The sequence below is a fragment of the Cereibacter sp. Soil_C_27 genome, assembly GCF_057657095.1.
The window spans coordinates 877423-893326 of record NZ_JBDGJD010000001.1; the positions used below are offsets into that span (position 1 = coordinate 877423).

Here is a 15904-nt window from a genome sequence, read left to right on the forward strand (position 1 = left end):
GCCGGTCCGGGGCTGAAGGGCGACGCATTCAGAAATGCTGAATCACCCCTTATTTACCGGAAGCGATAGGGCGGAAATGTGGCGTCCTGCAGGGAAAATCCGGCAAATTCCGGGGCGGCGGAAACGACCGCCCGGGGCCCAAGCGCATTGTTCGCAGCGCCGCCACCGCCGCACGGGGCGCGCCCGTCTTGTGACGCCACGGCCTCGGCGGTGGAGAGGCGAATCGGCGACCGCCATGGCGATGCGGGGTGGATTCTTGGCCGCCGCGGACTAGGGTGCTTGCCAGCGCCCGGCGACGGGCGGAGCGGCCTGACAAGGAGATATGGCATGCAAGTGGCTGGTGAACCGAGTTTCCGCGAATCCGTCGATCTGATGTTCAACCGGGCCATCGGCCTGATGGATCTCTCGCCCGGGCTGGAGCAGAAGATCCGGGTCTGCAACTCCACCTATACCGTGCGCTTCGGCGTGCGGCTGCGCGGCAAGATCGAGACCTTCGTCGGCTACCGCTCGGTCCATTCCGAGCATATGGAACCGGTGAAGGGCGGCATCCGCTATGCCCTTTCCGTCAGCCAGGACGAGGTCGAGGCGCTGGCGGCGCTGATGACCTACAAATGCGCGCTGGTCGAGGCGCCCTTCGGCGGGTCCAAGGGCGGGCTCTGCATCGATCCGCGCGCCTGGGACGAGCACGAGCTGGAGCAGATCACCCGCCGTTTCGCCTATGAGCTGATCAAGCGCGACCTGATCAACCCGGCACAGAACGTGCCCGCGCCCGACATGGGCACCGGCGAGCGCGAGATGGCCTGGATCGCCGACCAATACGCAAGGATGAACACCACCGACATCAACGCCAAGGCCTGTGTCACCGGCAAGCCGCCGCATGCAGGCGGCATCCGCGGCCGGGTGGAGGCGACGGGGCGCGGCGTGCAATTCGCGCTGCGCGAATTCTTCCGCCATGCCGAGGACAAGGCCAAGGCCGGGCTCTCCGGCGATCTCGACGGCAAGCGGGTCATCGTGCAGGGGCTAGGCAACGTCGGCTACCATGCCGCCAAGTTCCTGTCGGAGGAAGACGGCGCGATCATCACCGGCATCATCGAGCGTGACGGCGCGCTGGTCTCCGAGACCGGGCTCGACGTCGAGGCGGTGTCGCAGTGGATCGCCAAGACCGGCTCGGTGAAGGGATATCCGCTGGCGACCGTGGTCGAGGATGGCGCCTCGGTGCTGGAACATGCCTGCGACATCCTGATCCCCGCCGCGCTGGAGGGGGTGATCACCAAGGCCAATGCCGCCCGTATCCAGGCGCCGCTGGTGATCGAGGCAGCCAACGGGCCGATCACCTTCGGCGCCGACGAGATCCTGCGCCAGAGGGGCATCGTCATCATCCCCGACATGTACGCCAACGCGGGCGGGGTGACGGTGTCCTATTTCGAATGGGTGAAGAACCTCAGCCACATCCGCTTCGGCCGGATGCAGCGCCGCGCCGAGGAGGCGCGCAGCCGGGCGCTGGTCGAGGAGCTGGAGCGGCTGTCGTCGGATCAGGGGCTGGGCTGGCAGCTCTCGCCCGACTTCAAGGAGAAGTTCATGCAGGGCTCCGACGAGCTGGCCCTCGTGCGCTCCGGCCTCGACGACACGATGCGCGCCGCCTATCAGGCGATGCGCGAGGTCTGGCATGGGCGCAACGATGTCGAGGATCTGCGCGTCGCGGCCTATATCGTCTCGATCGGCCGCGTCGCGGCCACCTACAAGTCGAAGGGGCTCTGACCCGGCGGCGGCACCGCCGCCGCCTTCCGCCCAGACACGGCGGCTCCGGCGCGGCGGCTCAGGCCGCCGCCGCCTCCTGCCGCTCGGCCAGCGCCTGCCGCAGGATCTGGACCGAGGAGGACAGGAACAGCCCCGACATCAGCCCGGCAACCAGCAGGTCGGGCCAGGCGGCGCCGGTCAGCGCCACGGCGCCCGCCGCGCCCATGACCGCCACATTGCCCACCGCGTCGTTGCGGCTGCAGAGCCAGACGGAGCGCACATTGGCATCGCCGTCCTTGTAGCGCATCAGGATCACCACGCTGGCGAGATTGGCCGCCAGCGCCAGCGCGCCGACCACGCCCATCACCGAGGCTTCGGGCACGCCCAGCACCATCAGCTGCCAGAGCGTCGAGCCGAAGACCCAGAGCCCCATCGCGCCCAAGGACAGCCCCTTCAGCAGCGCGACCTGCGCCCGCCGGGCCAGCGGCATGCCGATGACCGCGAGGCTCAGCCCGTAGGTCAGCGTGTCGCCCAGGAAATCCAGCGCGTCGGCCCGCAGCGCCTGCGACCCGGCCAGCGCTCCGGCGGTCATCTCGACGAGGAACATCGCCCCGTTGATCGCGATCACCAGCCAGAGCGCGCGGCGATAGGCGGGCGACAGGCCTTCGAAACGCGGTGGGGCGGCGTGGCAATGGCATCCGGTTGACATGGGGAACTCCGTTTGTGTCTACGTCGACTCGGGCGTAACATCTACAGTCGCTGTAGCTGCAAGGAGTTTCTTCATGGAAATCACCATCGGCGAGGCCGCCCGACTGAGCGGCGTGAAGGTGAACACGATCCGCTTCTACGAGGACCGCGGCCTCCTGCCCGCGCCGCCGCGCTCGGATGGCAACCAGCGGCTCTACGGCGACGACCATGTGGCGCGGCTGCGCTTCATCCGCCATGCGCGCGATCTGGGCTTTCCGCTGCCCGAGGTGGCCGACCTCCTGGACCTCGCCCACCGGCCCGAGGCGCCCTGCGATGCGGCCGACGCCATCGCCCGGCGCCAGCTGGCCGAGGTGCAGCGCCGCATCTCCCAACTGCAGAGCCTCGCCGGCGAGCTGGAGCGGATGATCGGGCTCTGCGCGCATGACCGGGCCGCCACCTGCCGCATTCTGGAAACGCTTGCCGATCATGCGCTCTGCGCCACGGATCACCATGCTGGCCGAGATGCGACGTCGGATGTCGCCACAGGAACAGCATCGCACGTCGGTCCTTGAAACTTGGGATCAACCCGGTTCAAGCTGCCGGGAAACGAGGGGGCAGGGCGCGATGCGATATTCCGGGCTGAAGGTGATCGCCCAAGGGTTCCTCGGCAACCGTGGCTGGCGCGGCATGTGGCGCGACCCGGCGCCGAAGCCGGAATATGACGCGGTGATCATCGGCGGCGGCGGGCACGGGCTTGCCACGGCCTATTACCTCGCCAAGAACTTCGGCCTGACCAATATAGCGGTGCTCGAGAAGGGCCACATCGGCTCCGGCAACATCGGGCGCAACACGACCATCGTGCGCGCCAACTACTTCCTGCCCGGCAACTCCGAGTTCTATTCCCATTCGCTGAAGCTCTGGGAGGGGCTGGAGGCGGATTTGAACTACAACGTGATGCATTCGCAGCGCGGGCTGATCAACCTGTTCCACTCCGACGGCCAGCGCGACGCCTTCGTGCGGCGCGGCAATGCGATGATCAACCAGGGCGACGACGCGATCCTTCTGGACCGCGAGGGCGTGCGCGAGCATCTGCCCTATCTCGATTTCGAACAGACCCGCTTCCCGATCTACGGCGGCCTGCTGCACCCGCGCGGCGGCACGGCGCGGCACGATGCGGTGGCCTGGGGCTATGCGAGGGGGGCCGACCGGCGCGGGGTGGATCTGATCCAGAACTGCGAAGTGACCGGGATCGACATCGAGAACGGCCACGTCACCGGCGTGCAGACCACGCGCGGCGCGATCCGGGCGAAGAAGGTCGGCATGGTGGCCGCGGGCCGCTCCGGTCAGGTGGCGGCGATGGCCGGGATGCGGCTGCCGGTCGAGAGCCACATCCTGCAGGCCTTCGTCACCGAGGGGCTGAAGCCGGTGATCGACCATGTGGTCAGCTTCGGCATGGGGCATTTCTACATCAGCCAGTCCGACAAGGGCGGGCTGGTCTTCGGCGGCGATCTCGATTTCTACGCCTCCTACGCCAGCCGCGGCAACCTGCCGATGGTCGAGCATGTGATGGAGGCCGGCATGACGCTGATGCCGATGATCGGCCGCGCCAAGGTGCTGCGCTCCTGGGGCGGCATCATGGACATGACGCCCGACGGCTCGCCAATCATCGACCGCACGCCGGTCGAGGGGCTTTACGTCGATTGCGGCTGGAACTACGGCGGCTTCAAGGCGGTCCCGGCCTCCGGCTGGTGCATGGCGCATCTGATGGCCACCGACCAGCCGCACGAGGTCGCCCGCCGCTTCCGCCTCGACCGTTTCGCCACCGGCCATCTTCTCGACGAAGAAGGCACCGGCTCGCAGCACAACCTGCACTGAGGGATCATCATGCGCATCACCTGCCCCCTCTGCGGCGCCCGCGACCGGCGCGAGTTTTATTACTACGGCGCGGAGGATTACCTGCACCGCCCCGCGCCCGATGCCGCGCCGGAGGCCTGTGACGACTACCTGCATCTGCGCGACAACCCCGCCGGGGAGACGCGCGATCTCTGGTATCACGAGCTGGGCTGCGCCTCCTGGCTGGTCGTCACCCGCAACACGGTCACGCATGAGATCTCCGCGGTCGAACTGGTGGCGGAGGTCTCGGCATGAGGATCGACGGCAAGGGACTGGTCGACCGCTCCACCCGCATCGGCTTCCGCTTCGACGGGCAGGCGCTGACCGGCTACCGGGGCGACACGCTGGCTTCGGCGCTGCTGGCCAATGGTATCAGGCTGGTCGGGCGCAGCTTCAAGTATCACCGCCCGCGCGGCATCCTCACCGCCGGATCGGAGGAACCCTCGGCGCTAGTCGAGATCATGGAGGGCAACCAGCAGACCCCGAACGTCCGCGCCACGGTGCAGGAGTTGCACGAGGGGCTGGTCGCCCGCAGCCAGAACCGCTGGCCCTCGCTGAAATACGATCTTCTGGCGGTGAACGATCTGGCCGCGCCCTTCCTCTCGGCGGGGTTTTACTACAAGACCTTCATGTGGCCGCGCGCCTTCTGGGAAAGCCTGTACGAGCCGATGATCCGCCGCGCCGCGGGGCTCGGCAGCCTGTCGGGCAAGCATGACGAGGCGGCCTACGAGAAGGCCTATGCCTTCTGCGACCTCCTCGTGATCGGCGCGGGGCCGACGGGGCTGATGGCCGCGCTGACCGCGGCCCGGGCCGGGGCCGACGTGATCCTCGCCGACGAGGATGCAAGGATGGGCGGGCGGCTCCTGGCAGAGACGGCGCCACTTGATGGCGGTCCTGCGGTCGACTGGGTGGAGCGGGTGCTCGCCGAGCTGCGCAGCCTGCCCAATGTCCGGCTGATGACCCGCACCACCGTGACCAGCGTGCATGACGACGGCACCTATGGCGCGCTGGAGCGGGTGGGGCTGCATCTTGCACCCGCGGCCGATCTGCCGCGCGAGTGCTTCTGGCGCATCGTGGCACGGCAGGCGGTGCTGGCGGCGGGCGCGCTGGAGCGGCCCATCGCCTTCGCCAACAATGACCGCCCCGGCGTGATGACCGCCAGCGCGATCCGCACCTATCTCAACCGCTACGGCATGGCGCCGGGCCGCAAGGTGACGCTGTTCGCCAACAACGACGGGGCCCGCCGCGCCGCCCGCGACCTGATCGCCGCCGGCGTCAGCGTCGCCGCCATCATCGACAGCCGCCCCGACGCCGCCCTCGAGGACGGCTGCCGCGTCATCGCCGGCGGCACGGTCACCGACACCAGGGGCCGTCACGCGCTGAGCCAGATCAGCGTCAGCCACCCCGGCGGAAGCCTGACGCTCGACACCGATTGCCTCGGCCTCTCCGGCGGCTGGAACCCGACGCTGCACCTGACCTGCCACCTGAACGGCCGCCCGACATGGGATGCGGGGCTGGCGGCCTTCGTGCCGACGCCCGGCGCCGTGCCGGGGCTGATCCCGGCGGGGGCGGCGAAGGGTCTGTTCTCCACCGCCGCCTGCCTTGCCGACGGGCGGCGCGCGGCGGTCGAGGCGCTGGGCGCGCTCGACCTCACCGCCCCCGAGATGGCGCTGCCCGAGGCGGAGGATGCGGCCTACACCCTGCAGCCGCTCTGGGCCGTGCCGGGGAAGGGCCGGGCCTGGCTCGATTTCGCCAATGACGTGACGGTGAAGGACGTCGAACTCGCCGCGCAGGAAAGCTTCCGCTCGGTCGAGCACATGAAGCGCTACACCACGCAGGGCATGGCGCCGGATCAGGGCAAGAACTCCAACGTGGGCGCGCTGGCGGTGCTGGCCGATGCCACCGGCCGCGGCATCCCCGAGACCGGCACCACCACCTTCCGCCCGCCGTTCAGCCCGGTCTCCATCGCCGCGATGGGCGCGGGCGGGCGGGCCGAGGGCTTTGCCCCGCAACGCTTCACCACCTCGCACCGGCCCACCGTCGAGCGTGGCGCGCCGATGATCGAGGCCGGGCTCTGGTATCGCCCGAGCTATTTCCCCAAACCCGGCGAGACCACCTGGCGGGAGGCCTGCGACCGCGAGGTGCGCATGGTGCGCGGCTGTGTCGGCGTCTCGGACGTCTCGACGCTGGGCAAGATCGACATCCAGGGCGCCGATGCCGCGCGCTTCCTCGATCTGGTCTATACCAACACCTTCTCTAATCTCCCGGTCGGGCGGGTGCGCTACGGGCTGATGCTGCGCGAGGATGGCCATGTGCTCGACGACGGCACCACGGCGCGGCTGGGCGAGCAGCACTACCTGATGACCACCACCACCGCCGCGGCGGGGCTGGTGATGCGGCATCTCGACTTCGTGCAGCAGGCCTTCTGCAAGGGCTGGGATGTGCGCACCATCTCGGTCACCGAAGCCTGGGCGCAGTTCGCCGTCGCCGGGCCAAAGGCCCGCGCGCTGCTGAACTCGCTGCTCGACGCGCCGCTCAGCGATTTCCCCTTCATGGCCTGTGGCGCCGTCAGCGTCCACGGCACCCCGGCGCGGCTGTTCCGCATCTCCTTCTCCGGCGAGGAGGGATATGAACTCGCCGTCCCCGCCCGCTATGGCGAGGCGCTGTTCCGCGATCTGGTGAACCGCGCCGAAACGCTTGGCGGCGGCCCCTACGGGATGGAGGCGCTTAACGTGCTGCGGATCGAGAAGGGCTTCATCACCCATGCCGAGATCCATGGCCGCACCACCGCCTTCGACATCGGCATGGAGGGCATGGTCTCGGCCAAGAAGGACTGCATCGGCAAGGCGGCGGCACAGCGCCCGGGCCTTCTGGGTGCGTCGCGCGAACAGCTCGTCGGGCTGCGCCCGTTGGGCGAGGCCCAGCCCTCCGCCGGCGCACACCTCTTCACCTTGGGCGACGAGGTGACGCGCGAGGCCGATCAGGGCTATGTCACCTCGGTCGGCCATTCCCCGACGCTGGGTCACTGGCTGGCGCTCGGCTTCCTGCGCAACGGGCGCGCCCGCAAGGGCGAGACGGTGCGGCTGGTCGATCACCTGCGCAACATCGACATCCTCTGCGAGGTCACGCATCCGGTGTTCCACGACAAGGAAGGGGTCAAACTCCGTGGCTAGCCTCATCGCCCGCTCTGCCCTCGCCGGTCATGCCCCGCTGACGCTGGGCGGGCTGCGCCTTGCCGAAAATCATCCCGGCCCGATCACCTCATTGGCCCGGCTGCAGGACCGCCCGCTCGACGCGCTGCTGGCGGCGGCAGGGCTGAGCTTTCCCGCACCGAACACCATGGTCAGCACCGACACGCACCGTCTGGTCTGGACCGGCCGCGATCAGGCCTTCCTCTTCGGCCCGCCGCCCGAGGGTCTGGCCGGGGCCTGCGCCGCGACCGATCAGTCCGACGGCTGGGCCACGCTGCTGCTGGAGGGCAGGGCGGCGGATCAGGTGCTGTCGCGCCTCGTGCCGCTGGATCTGCGGCTGACCCAGTTCCCGCAGGGCCGCGTGGCCCGGGCACCGCTGAACCACATGCAGGCGATCCTGATGCGCAGCGGGGCCGAGAGCTTTGCCGTCATGGTGTTCCGTTCGATGGCGAAGACCGCCTGGCACGAGATCGAGACGGCGATGCGGGCCGTGGCGGCGCGGGCAGCGCTCGGCTGACCGCTGCCGCAGCGCCCCTGACCCCGCGCACCGCTGGACTCGCGCCGCGCCAGACCCGATATAGGAGGCATGAGCCTCCCGCCCGGATTCCTTGATGAGTTGAACAACCGCATCTCGCTCAGCCAGGTGGTCGGGCGCAAGGTGACGTGGGATCTGCGCAAGTCCAACCAAGGCAAGGGCGACATGTGGGCGCCGTGCCCCTTCCATCAGGAAAAATCGGCCAGCTTCCACGTCGACGACCGTAAGGGCTTCTACTATTGCTTCGGCTGCCACGCGAAGGGCGATGCCATCGGCTTCATCAAGGAGACCGAGAACGTCAGCTTCATGGAGGCGGTGGAGATCCTCGCCCGCGAAGCCGGGATGCCGATGCCCGCCCGCGACCCGCGCGCGGCGCAGAAGGCCGACCACCGCACCCAGCTGGTGCAGGTGGTGGAGGAGGCGGTGAAATACTACCGCCTGCAGCTCCGCTCCGGCGCGGGTGCCGCGGCGCGCGACTATCTGGCCAAGCGTCGGCTGGGGCAGGAGGGGCAGGATCGTTTCGAATTAGGCTTTGCGCCGGATGCGCGGCAGGGGTTGCTCAATGCGCTAAAGGCAAAGGGGTTTTCGCCCGAGCTCATCGTCGCCTCCGGCGTCTGCGCCAAGCCGGACGACGGCGGCGAGCCCTATGACCGCTTCCGCGGCCGGATCATCTTCCCGATCCGCGACGGGCGGGGACGGGCGATCAGCCTCGGCGGGCGGGCGATGGATCCGAACGCCCGGGCGAAATACCTCAACGGCCCCGAAACGGACCTCTTCGACAAGGGCCGCAACCTCTACAACCACGGCCCCGCGCGCGAGGCGGCGGGCAAGGGCCAGCCCCTGGTGGTGGCCGAAGGCTACATGGACGTGATCGCGCTGAGCGAGGCGGGCTTCCGCGCCACGGTGGCCCCGCTCGGCACCGCCGTCACCGAGGACCAGCTGCAGCTGATGTGGCGCATCCACTCCGAGCCGGTGATCGCGCTCGACGGCGACACCGCCGGCATCCGCGCGGCCCTCAGGGTGATCGACCTTGCCCTGCCGCTGCTCGAGGCGGGGCAGGGGCTGCGCTTTGCCGTCATGCCTGCCGGGCTCGACCCGGACGACCTGCTCAAGACCCAGGGCGCGCCGGCGATGCAGAAGGTCATCGACACCGCGCAGCCGATGGTCAACCTGCTCTGGCGGCGCGAGACCGACGGCAAGGTCTTCGACAGCCCTGAACGCCGCGCCGCGCTCGACAAGACGCTGCGCGCCGCGATCAAGCGGATCAAGGATCCCTCGATCCGCCACCACTACGGCGAGGAGATCAACCGCCTGCGGCAGGAGATCTTCGGCTCCGCCATGCCGAAGCGGCCCTTCATCAAGGGTTTCCGCAAGGACGTGCCGCAGCCGCCCGTCGCCTCCACCCGCGCGTCCCTGCTGGCGACCTCGGCCTCAGAGCATATCGAGGACGAGATGCGCATCGCGGTGATTCTCGCCGTGCTGGCGGTGCATCCCAATCTCGTGCACCGATTCGAATCCGCGCTCGAGATGCTTTCCCTGTCGAATATCGACCACCAGCGCCTGCGCTCGGCCCTTCTGGCCGAAGCCGACACTCCGGATCCCGCGATGGCGCGGCAGAATCTGGCAGCCGCGGCGGGCCAAGCCCTTGAAACGCTGCTCGGCCTCACCCATGTCCGCATCTGTCCACCCGTGCGAAATCCGCAGGACACCGCGATGGCGATGATGTGCGTCGCGGAAGAACTGGCCAAGCTGGACGCACGGCGCGGGGCAAGACAAGAGATCGAGGACGCGGTGGAAGACCTCTCGGGACTGGCCGACGAGGGGCTGACATGGCGGCTCTCGCAGGCGGCGGCGGCGCGACATCGTGCCGACCGATCGCGACTCGACGACTCATCGGATCTGGGCGAAGACCGCTCTGCCCTGTCCCAACACCTGCAAAACTTGATCGACGGACAGGTGTGGATAAAGAAAAGGGGCTAATGCGCTTCCCCCTTCTGTGATTCGCGCTATTGATTCGATACATAGCCCGGAACGATTCGAGCCCGAGCTGGCTTATACTTCTCGCCCCTCCCCTTAGGAGCCCTCATGGCAGTCAAAGATACCGACGACGGCAAACCAGAAGAGCAGGACGCCGAAGCCTCGCTCGACATGAGTCAAGCCGCCGTCAAACGGATGATCGCCGATGCGCGAGAGCGCGGCTACATCACCTACGATCAGCTCAACGCCGTCCTGCCGCCCGAGCAGGCCTCGTCCGAGCAGATCGAGGATGTGATGTCGATGCTCTCCGAGATGGGCATCAACGTCATCGAGAATGACGAGGCCGAAGAGGGTGAGTCTGCGGGCGAGCTGGTCGAGACCACGTCCTCCTCGCGCGAGATCGCCGTATCCGGCACCTCCGCCGAGGCGCTCGACCGTACCGACGATCCGGTGCGGATGTATCTGCGCGAGATGGGCTCGGTCGAGCTTCTGAGCCGCGAGGGCGAGATTGCCATCGCCAAGCGCATCGAGGCCGGTCGCAACACCATGATCGCCGGGCTCTGCGAGAGCCCGCTGACCTTCCAGGCCATCACCATCTGGCGCGACGAGCTTCTGTCGGAAGACATCCTGCTGCGCGACGTGATCGACCTCGAGGCGACCTTCGGCCGCTCGCTCGACGGTGACGACGAGCTTGAAGGCGCGGGGCTCGACGAGGTCGATGTCTCGGCCGCCCCGCGCCGCACCGCTGGCGAGGAGCCGGAGCTCGATGCCGACGGGAACCCGATCAGCCGCGCCGAGGAAGAGGATGACGACGACGAGGCTTCGGCCATGTCGCTCGCGGCGATGGAAGCCGCGCTGAAGCCCCGCGTTCTGGAAACGCTGGAGCTGATCGCGCGCGACTATGCCACGCTAGCCGAGATGCAGGATCTGCGGATGTCGGCGACGATGAACGCCGCCAGCCGCTTCTCGACCACCGACGAGGCGGCCTATCAGAAGCTGCGCTCGGAAATCGTCGTGCTCGTCAACGGTCTGCACCTGCACAACAACCGGATCGAGGCGCTGATCGACCAGATCTACGGCATCAACCGCTCGATCATGACGATCAACTCCAGCATGGTGAAGCTGGCCGATGCCGCGCGCATCAACCGGCGCGAGTTCATCGAGGAATATCAGGGCTACGAGCTCGATCCGACCTGGGCCGACCGCATGGCGGCCAAGTCTGGCCGCGGCTGGCAGGCACTGATGGAAAAGAGCCGCGACAAGGTCGAGGACCTGCGCAGCGACATGGCGCGCGTCGGCCAGTACATCGGCGTCGACATCCAGGAATTCCGCCGCATCGTGAACCAGGTGCAGAAGGGCGAGAAGGAAGCCCGGCAGGCCAAGAAGGAAATGGTCGAGGCCAACCTGCGTCTCGTGATCTCGATCGCAAAGAAATACACCAACCGCGGCCTGCAGTTCCTCGACCTGATCCAGGAAGGCAACATCGGCCTGATGAAGGCGGTGGACAAGTTCGAGTACCGCCGCGGTTACAAGTTCTCGACCTACGCGACCTGGTGGATCCGTCAGGCGATCACCCGCTCCATCGCCGATCAGGCCCGGACCATCCGCATCCCGGTCCACATGATCGAGACGATCAACAAGCTGGTCCGCACCGGACGCCAGATGCTGCACGAGATCGGCCGCGAGCCGACCCCGGAAGAGCTGGCCGAAAAGCTGCAGATGCCGCTGGAGAAGGTCCGCAAGGTGATGAAGATCGCCAAGGAGCCGATCTCCCTCGAAACGCCGATCGGCGACGAGGAGGACAGCCAGCTCGGCGACTTCATCGAGGACAAGAACGCGATCCTGCCGCTGGATTCCGCCATTCAGGAGAACCTGAAGGAAACCACGACCCGCGTTCTGGCCAGCCTCACCCCGCGCGAGGAGCGGGTTCTGCGGATGCGTTTCGGCATCGGCATGAACACCGACCACACGCTCGAGGAAGTCGGCCAGCAGTTCAGCGTGACCCGCGAGCGCATCCGCCAGATCGAGGCGAAGGCGCTGCGCAAGCTCAAGCACCCGAGCCGCTCGCGCAAGCTGCGCAGCTTCCTCGATCAGTGAGCCTTCCGGGCAGCGGTCTCATCCGCTGCCCACCGCTCACGCACCCTTCCACGCCGCATTGTGCACGACCCGGCCTTGTCAGCGCCGGGCCGTCGCGCCACATTTCCAGCAGGTCGCAGCCACCTTCGTCGGCCGCGCACAGACAGGATATCCGCATGAAGAGCGCCTCTCTCCCCGCCCTTGCCGCCCTCGCGCTGACCGGCATGCTCGCCGCCGCTCCCGCCCATGCCTTCCGCGCCCAGAACGATCTGATCGTCGACGGCACCGCGCAGGCCTTCCATGTGCGTACCTCGCCGGGGCAGGGGGCGTCGCAATCCTGGTGTGCGGCGGGGGATTTCGTGATCCGCGGTCTCGGGATGGACCCGTTGACCCGGATCTGGCGCACCTCCGAGCCGCCGCGGCGTCAGGGCGAAGGTGTCAGCTTCTCGCTCTCGCCCGAGGGGGCGGCCAGCAAGACCGGGCTCTTCGTCATCGGGGCAGAGGGCGCCTCGATCAACGCCTCCTTCGCCCAGCAGCACTGCTTCCGCATGCTCGACCGCGAGGACGACGACGACTGAGCCTGCCCGCAGGCCCGCATGACAAAGGCGCAAGGCCGCGGGGCCCTGCGCCTTTGTCATTTCCGGGGGCCGGTCTCAGGCCAGATTGGTCTTGAAGAAATCCACCGTCCGCTGCCACGCGAGTTCCGCCGCCGCCTCGTCGTAGCGCGGGGTGGAGTCGTTGTGGAAGCCATGGTTCACGCCGGGGTAGATATAGGCCTCATACTCGACATCCGCCTCCTTCAGCGCCGCCTCATAGGCCGGCCAGCCCTCGTTCACCCGCTCGTCCATCTCAGCGTAGTGGATCAGCAGCGGCGCCTCGATCTTCGACACATCCGCCGGGTTCGGCTGGCGGCCATAGAAGGGCACCGCCCCGCCCAGCTCCGGATAGGCCACCGCCGCCGCATTGGCGACACCGCCGCCATAGCAGAAGCCGGTGATCCCCACCTTCCCGGTGGATTGCGGATCGGCCATCAGGAACTCGACCGCCGCGAAGAAGTCGTTCATCAGCTTCTCGGGATCGACCGAGGATTGCAGCTCGCGGCCCTTCTCGTCATTGCCCGGATAGCCGCCGACCGTGGTCAGCCCGTCCGGCGCCAGCGCGAGGAAGCCCTCCTTGGCCAACCGCCGCGCCACATCCTCGATATAGGGATTGAGCCCCCGGTTCTCATGCACCACCACCACCGCGGGCCAGGGGCCCTCGCCCTCGGCAGGCCGCACCCGATAGCCGCGCACCTCGCCATGACCGTTGGGCGAGGGGTACATGATGTATTCGCCGACGATGCTCTCGTCGTTGAAGCTGACCTGCTCGGCCAGCGCATAGTTCGGGCTCATCATCGACAGGATCGCCGCCGCGGTCAGACCGCCCACGGCGAACTTGCCGGCGCGGTCGAGAAATTCGCGTTTGCTGATCTTGCCATGCGCGTAATAGTCGTAAAGCTCCAGCAGCTCCTGATCGAAGTCCTTGGCCGTCATCCGGGTCATGGGGCTCTCCCTGTTTCATTGATGCGCATCAAGGGTAGCCCGGTTACAAAGAAAGTCGCGATCACAGGCGCGTCAGAGGATTGAGTCTCCCGCGCCACAGGTTCGCCCCCTCATCTAGTGGTGGGAACTTTCCCCTGTGCAACAAATCGACCCTTGCCTATAGTCTTGTGGATAAGAAGGGGTGCAACCCCCGATGAGGCAGGCACCGGACAATCGAAGGGGGAGGCATGCGCTGCCCATTCTGCGGAAACATCGACACGCAAGTGAAAGACAGCCGACCCGCGGAGGATCACGTCTCGATCCGCCGCCGCCGTTTCTGCCCGGCCTGCGGCGGGCGCTTCACCACCTATGAGCGGGTGCAGCTGCGCGACCTCGTGGTGATCAAGACCTCCGGCAAGCGCGAGGATTTCGACCGCACCAAGCTCGAACGCTCGATCCGCATCGCCATGCAGAAGCGGCCGATCGACCCCGAACGCATCGACCAGATGATCTCGGGCATCGTGCGGCGGCTTGAGTCCTTGGGCGATACCGACATCTCCTCCAAGGTGATCGGCGAGATCGTCATGGAAAGCCTCGCCCGGATCGACACCGTGGCCTATGTGCGCTTTGCCAGCGTCTATAAGAACTTCCAGGCCGCCGACGACTTCGACAAGTTCGTCTCCGAACTGCGGCCCGCCGGCGCCGTCGAGGAGTGAGCGATACGCGCTACATGGCCCTCGCGCTCTCCCTCGGGGCGCGGGGCCTCGGGCGCACCTGGCCAAACCCCGCCGTCGGCTGCGTCATCGTGCAGGGCAACCGCATCGTCGGTCGCGGCTGGACCCAGCCTGGCGGCCGCCCGCATGCCGAGGTCATGGCGCTGCGGCAGGCGGGCGAGGCGGCGCGCGGCGCCACCGCTTTCGTCAGCCTCGAACCCTGCGCCCATCACGGCAAGACCCCGCCCTGCGCGGAGGCACTGATCGCGGCGGGCGTGTCGCGCGTGGTGACGGCGCTGGAAGACCCGGATCCGCGGGTGGCGGGTCGCGGCCATGCCATGCTCGCGGCCGCAGGCATCGCCGTGAGCCAAGGCCTCCTCTCGACCGAGGCCGCCGAGGCCAATGCGGGCTTCCTCAAGCGCGTCACCGAGGGCCTGCCGCTGGTCACGCTGAAGCTCGCCACTACGCTCGATGGCCGCATCGCCACCGCCACGGGCGAAAGCCGCTGGATCACCGGGCCTGCGGCGCGCCGCGCTGTCCATGCGCTGCGGCTCTCGCATGATGCGGTGCTGGTCGGCTCCGGCACCGCGCTTGCAGACGATCCCGACCTCACGGTGCGCGACATGGGCGCGTCTCACCAGCCGCTCCGCCTCGTCCTCGACAGCCGCCTGCGCCACAGCCCCGAGAGCCGCCTCGGCCGCACCGCAGGCCAGCACCCGGTCTGGCTGCTGCACGGCCCCGACGCCCCGCCCGAGGCCCGCGCCGCCTGGGCTGCCACCGGCGCCTCCCTGATCGACTGCCCCACCGAGGACGGCCGGATCGACCTGCGCGCCGCGCTGAGCCTGCTGGCGGACAAGGGCCTTACCCGCATCCTCTGCGAGGGCGGCGCCGGGCTTGGCGCCAGCCTGATCCGCGCCGGGCTCTGCGACGCGCTCACCGTGTTCCAGGCCGGAAAACTGATCGGGGCCGAGGGCCATCCCGCCCTCGGCCCCCTTGGCCTTTCGCTCCTCGCTGCCGCACCGCGTTTCCGTCTGGTGGCGGCGGAGGCGGTGGGCGAGGATCTCATGCAGCGCTGGCTGCCTGTCTGATCATCCCCGTCTGTTCACCGCCGACTGATCACCAATGCCCGGTGTTGGGCATCGACACCCAAGGCTCTGCCGGCTCCAGCGCATCGCCTTCCTGCAACAGCTCGATCGACACGTTGTCGGGGCTGCGTACGAAGGCCATGTTGCCGTCGCGGGGCGGGCGGTTGATCGTGACGCCGTTCTTCTGCAGATGCGCGCACATCTCGTAGATGTTGCCGACGCGGTAGGCCAGATGGCCGAAGTGGCGGCTGTCCGAGGGCAGGCCCTCGTCGCCGTCCCAGTTGTAGGTCAGCTCGACCGGGGTCTCCGGCTGGCCGGGGGCCGCCATGAAGACCAGCGTGAAGCGGCCCTTCTCGTTGTCGGTGCGCCGGGTCTCTTCCAGCCCCAGCAGCTTGAAGAAGGCGATGGTCGCCTCAAGATCCTGAACCCGGACCATCGTGTGAAGATATTTGATCTGCATGACCGTCTCCTTATTTCCGGGCCAGAGACT

At 67.9% G+C, this 15904-nt stretch carries 14 protein-coding genes; 11 read left to right on the forward strand and 3 right to left on the reverse strand.

Annotated elements, in window-relative coordinates; genetic code table 11:
- Positions 1–327 precede the first annotated feature (327 nt).
- Positions 328–1758 carry a Glu/Leu/Phe/Val family dehydrogenase gene (locus AC3A5Z_RS04400; RefSeq protein WP_487518156.1) on the forward strand — a complete coding sequence of 477 codons (1431 nt, stop codon included), beginning with the start codon at positions 328–330 and terminating at the stop codon, positions 1756–1758.
- Positions 1759–1816: 58 nt separating this feature from the next.
- On the opposite strand, the gene AC3A5Z_RS04405 is transcribed toward AC3A5Z_RS04400, so the two are convergent.
- Positions 1817–2446 carry a cation efflux transmembrane domain-containing protein gene (locus AC3A5Z_RS04405; RefSeq protein WP_487518157.1) on the reverse strand — a complete coding sequence of 210 codons (630 nt, stop codon included), beginning with the start codon at positions 2444–2446 and terminating at the stop codon, positions 1817–1819.
- Between the two features lie 73 nt (positions 2447–2519).
- On the opposite strand from AC3A5Z_RS04405, the gene AC3A5Z_RS04410 reads away from it, so the two are divergent.
- The 8 genes from AC3A5Z_RS04410 to AC3A5Z_RS04445 all read left to right on the forward strand — a co-directional run bounded on the left by AC3A5Z_RS04410 (position 2520) and on the right by AC3A5Z_RS04445 (position 12674).
- Positions 2520–2996 (forward strand): MerR family transcriptional regulator, encoded by a 477-nt coding sequence (locus AC3A5Z_RS04410; protein ID WP_487518158.1) that lies wholly within the window; start codon positions 2520–2522, stop codon positions 2994–2996.
- Positions 2997–3048: 52 nt separating this feature from the next.
- Positions 3049–4299 (forward strand): sarcosine oxidase subunit beta family protein, encoded by a 1251-nt coding sequence (locus tag AC3A5Z_RS04415; RefSeq protein ID WP_487518159.1) that lies wholly within the window; start codon positions 3049–3051, stop codon positions 4297–4299.
- A gap of 9 nt (positions 4300–4308) precedes the next feature.
- On the forward strand, positions 4309–4572 hold the full coding sequence (locus AC3A5Z_RS04420; RefSeq protein WP_487518160.1) for a sarcosine oxidase subunit delta: 264 nt from the start codon (positions 4309–4311) through the stop codon (positions 4570–4572).
- Positions 4569–7490, forward strand: coding sequence for a sarcosine oxidase subunit alpha family protein (locus AC3A5Z_RS04425; RefSeq protein ID WP_487518161.1), 2922 nt, complete (start codon positions 4569–4571; stop codon positions 7488–7490). Before AC3A5Z_RS04420 ends, AC3A5Z_RS04425 begins: the two co-directional genes overlap by 4 nt.
- The gene (locus AC3A5Z_RS04430) at positions 7483–8025 is read left to right on the forward strand and encodes a sarcosine oxidase subunit gamma (protein WP_487518162.1); all 543 of its coding nucleotides are present in this window, start codon (positions 7483–7485) and stop codon (positions 8023–8025) included. Before AC3A5Z_RS04425 ends, AC3A5Z_RS04430 begins: the two co-directional genes overlap by 8 nt.
- Before the next feature lie 69 nt (positions 8026–8094).
- Positions 8095–10023 (forward strand): DNA primase, encoded by a 1929-nt coding sequence (gene dnaG, locus AC3A5Z_RS04435; RefSeq protein ID WP_487518163.1) that lies wholly within the window; start codon positions 8095–8097, stop codon positions 10021–10023.
- Between the two features lie 105 nt (positions 10024–10128).
- Positions 10129–12117, forward strand: coding sequence for an RNA polymerase sigma factor RpoD (gene rpoD / locus AC3A5Z_RS04440; RefSeq protein WP_487518164.1), 1989 nt, complete (start codon positions 10129–10131; stop codon positions 12115–12117).
- A 155-nt stretch (positions 12118–12272) separates the two neighbouring features.
- Positions 12273–12674, forward strand: coding sequence for a hypothetical protein (locus AC3A5Z_RS04445; RefSeq protein WP_487518165.1), 402 nt, complete (start codon positions 12273–12275; stop codon positions 12672–12674).
- Between the two features lie 75 nt (positions 12675–12749).
- Here the strand turns inward: AC3A5Z_RS04445 and yghX are convergent, their stop codons facing one another.
- On the reverse strand, positions 12750–13637 hold the full coding sequence (gene yghX / locus AC3A5Z_RS04450) for a YghX family hydrolase (RefSeq protein ID WP_487518166.1): 888 nt from the start codon (positions 13635–13637) through the stop codon (positions 12750–12752).
- 227 nt (positions 13638–13864) lie between these two features.
- Here yghX and nrdR point away from each other — a divergent pair, with 227 nt between their 5' ends.
- Both nrdR and ribD read left to right on the forward strand, forming a co-directional pair.
- Positions 13865–14332 carry a transcriptional regulator NrdR gene (nrdR, locus tag AC3A5Z_RS04455; protein ID WP_487518167.1) on the forward strand — a complete coding sequence of 156 codons (468 nt, stop codon included), beginning with the start codon at positions 13865–13867 and terminating at the stop codon, positions 14330–14332.
- Positions 14333–14346: 14 nt separating this feature from the next.
- Positions 14347–15417 (forward strand): bifunctional diaminohydroxyphosphoribosylaminopyrimidine deaminase/5-amino-6-(5-phosphoribosylamino)uracil reductase RibD, encoded by a 1071-nt coding sequence (ribD, locus tag AC3A5Z_RS04460; RefSeq protein ID WP_487518631.1) that lies wholly within the window; start codon positions 14347–14349, stop codon positions 15415–15417.
- A gap of 28 nt (positions 15418–15445) precedes the next feature.
- On the opposite strand, the gene AC3A5Z_RS04465 is transcribed toward ribD, so the two are convergent.
- The gene (locus AC3A5Z_RS04465; protein WP_487518168.1) at positions 15446–15874 is read right to left on the reverse strand and encodes a VOC family protein; all 429 of its coding nucleotides are present in this window, start codon (positions 15872–15874) and stop codon (positions 15446–15448) included.
- Positions 15875–15904: the final 30 nt, after the last annotated feature.

Bases quoted from the DNA above. Each gene is read 5' to 3' on its own strand.
- AC3A5Z_RS04410 (WP_487518158.1), top strand. From the start codon at position 2,520: ATGGAAATCACCATCGGCGAGGCCGCCCGACTGAGCGGCGTGAAGGTG.
- rpoD (WP_487518164.1), top strand. From the start codon at position 10,129: ATGGCAGTCAAAGATACCGACGACGGCAAACCAGAAGAGCAGGACGCC.
- AC3A5Z_RS04445 (WP_487518165.1), top strand. From the start codon at position 12,273: ATGAAGAGCGCCTCTCTCCCCGCCCTTGCCGCCCTCGCGCTGACCGGC.
- AC3A5Z_RS04420 (WP_487518160.1), top strand. From the start codon at position 4,309: ATGCGCATCACCTGCCCCCTCTGCGGCGCCCGCGACCGGCGCGAGTTT.
- AC3A5Z_RS04465 (WP_487518168.1), bottom strand. From the start codon at position 15,874: ATGCAGATCAAATATCTTCACACGATGGTCCGGGTTCAGGATCTTGAG.
- AC3A5Z_RS04405 (WP_487518157.1), bottom strand. From the start codon at position 2,446: ATGTCAACCGGATGCCATTGCCACGCCGCCCCACCGCGTTTCGAAGGC.
- nrdR (WP_487518167.1), top strand. From the start codon at position 13,865: ATGCGCTGCCCATTCTGCGGAAACATCGACACGCAAGTGAAAGACAGC.
- AC3A5Z_RS04415 (WP_487518159.1), top strand. From the start codon at position 3,049: ATGCGATATTCCGGGCTGAAGGTGATCGCCCAAGGGTTCCTCGGCAAC.
- ribD (WP_487518631.1), top strand. From the start codon at position 14,347: ATGGCCCTCGCGCTCTCCCTCGGGGCGCGGGGCCTCGGGCGCACCTGG.
- AC3A5Z_RS04425 (WP_487518161.1), top strand. From the start codon at position 4,569: ATGAGGATCGACGGCAAGGGACTGGTCGACCGCTCCACCCGCATCGGC.
- yghX (WP_487518166.1), bottom strand. From the start codon at position 13,637: ATGACCCGGATGACGGCCAAGGACTTCGATCAGGAGCTGCTGGAGCTT.
- AC3A5Z_RS04400 (WP_487518156.1), top strand. From the start codon at position 328: ATGCAAGTGGCTGGTGAACCGAGTTTCCGCGAATCCGTCGATCTGATG.
- dnaG (WP_487518163.1), top strand. From the start codon at position 8,095: ATGAGCCTCCCGCCCGGATTCCTTGATGAGTTGAACAACCGCATCTCG.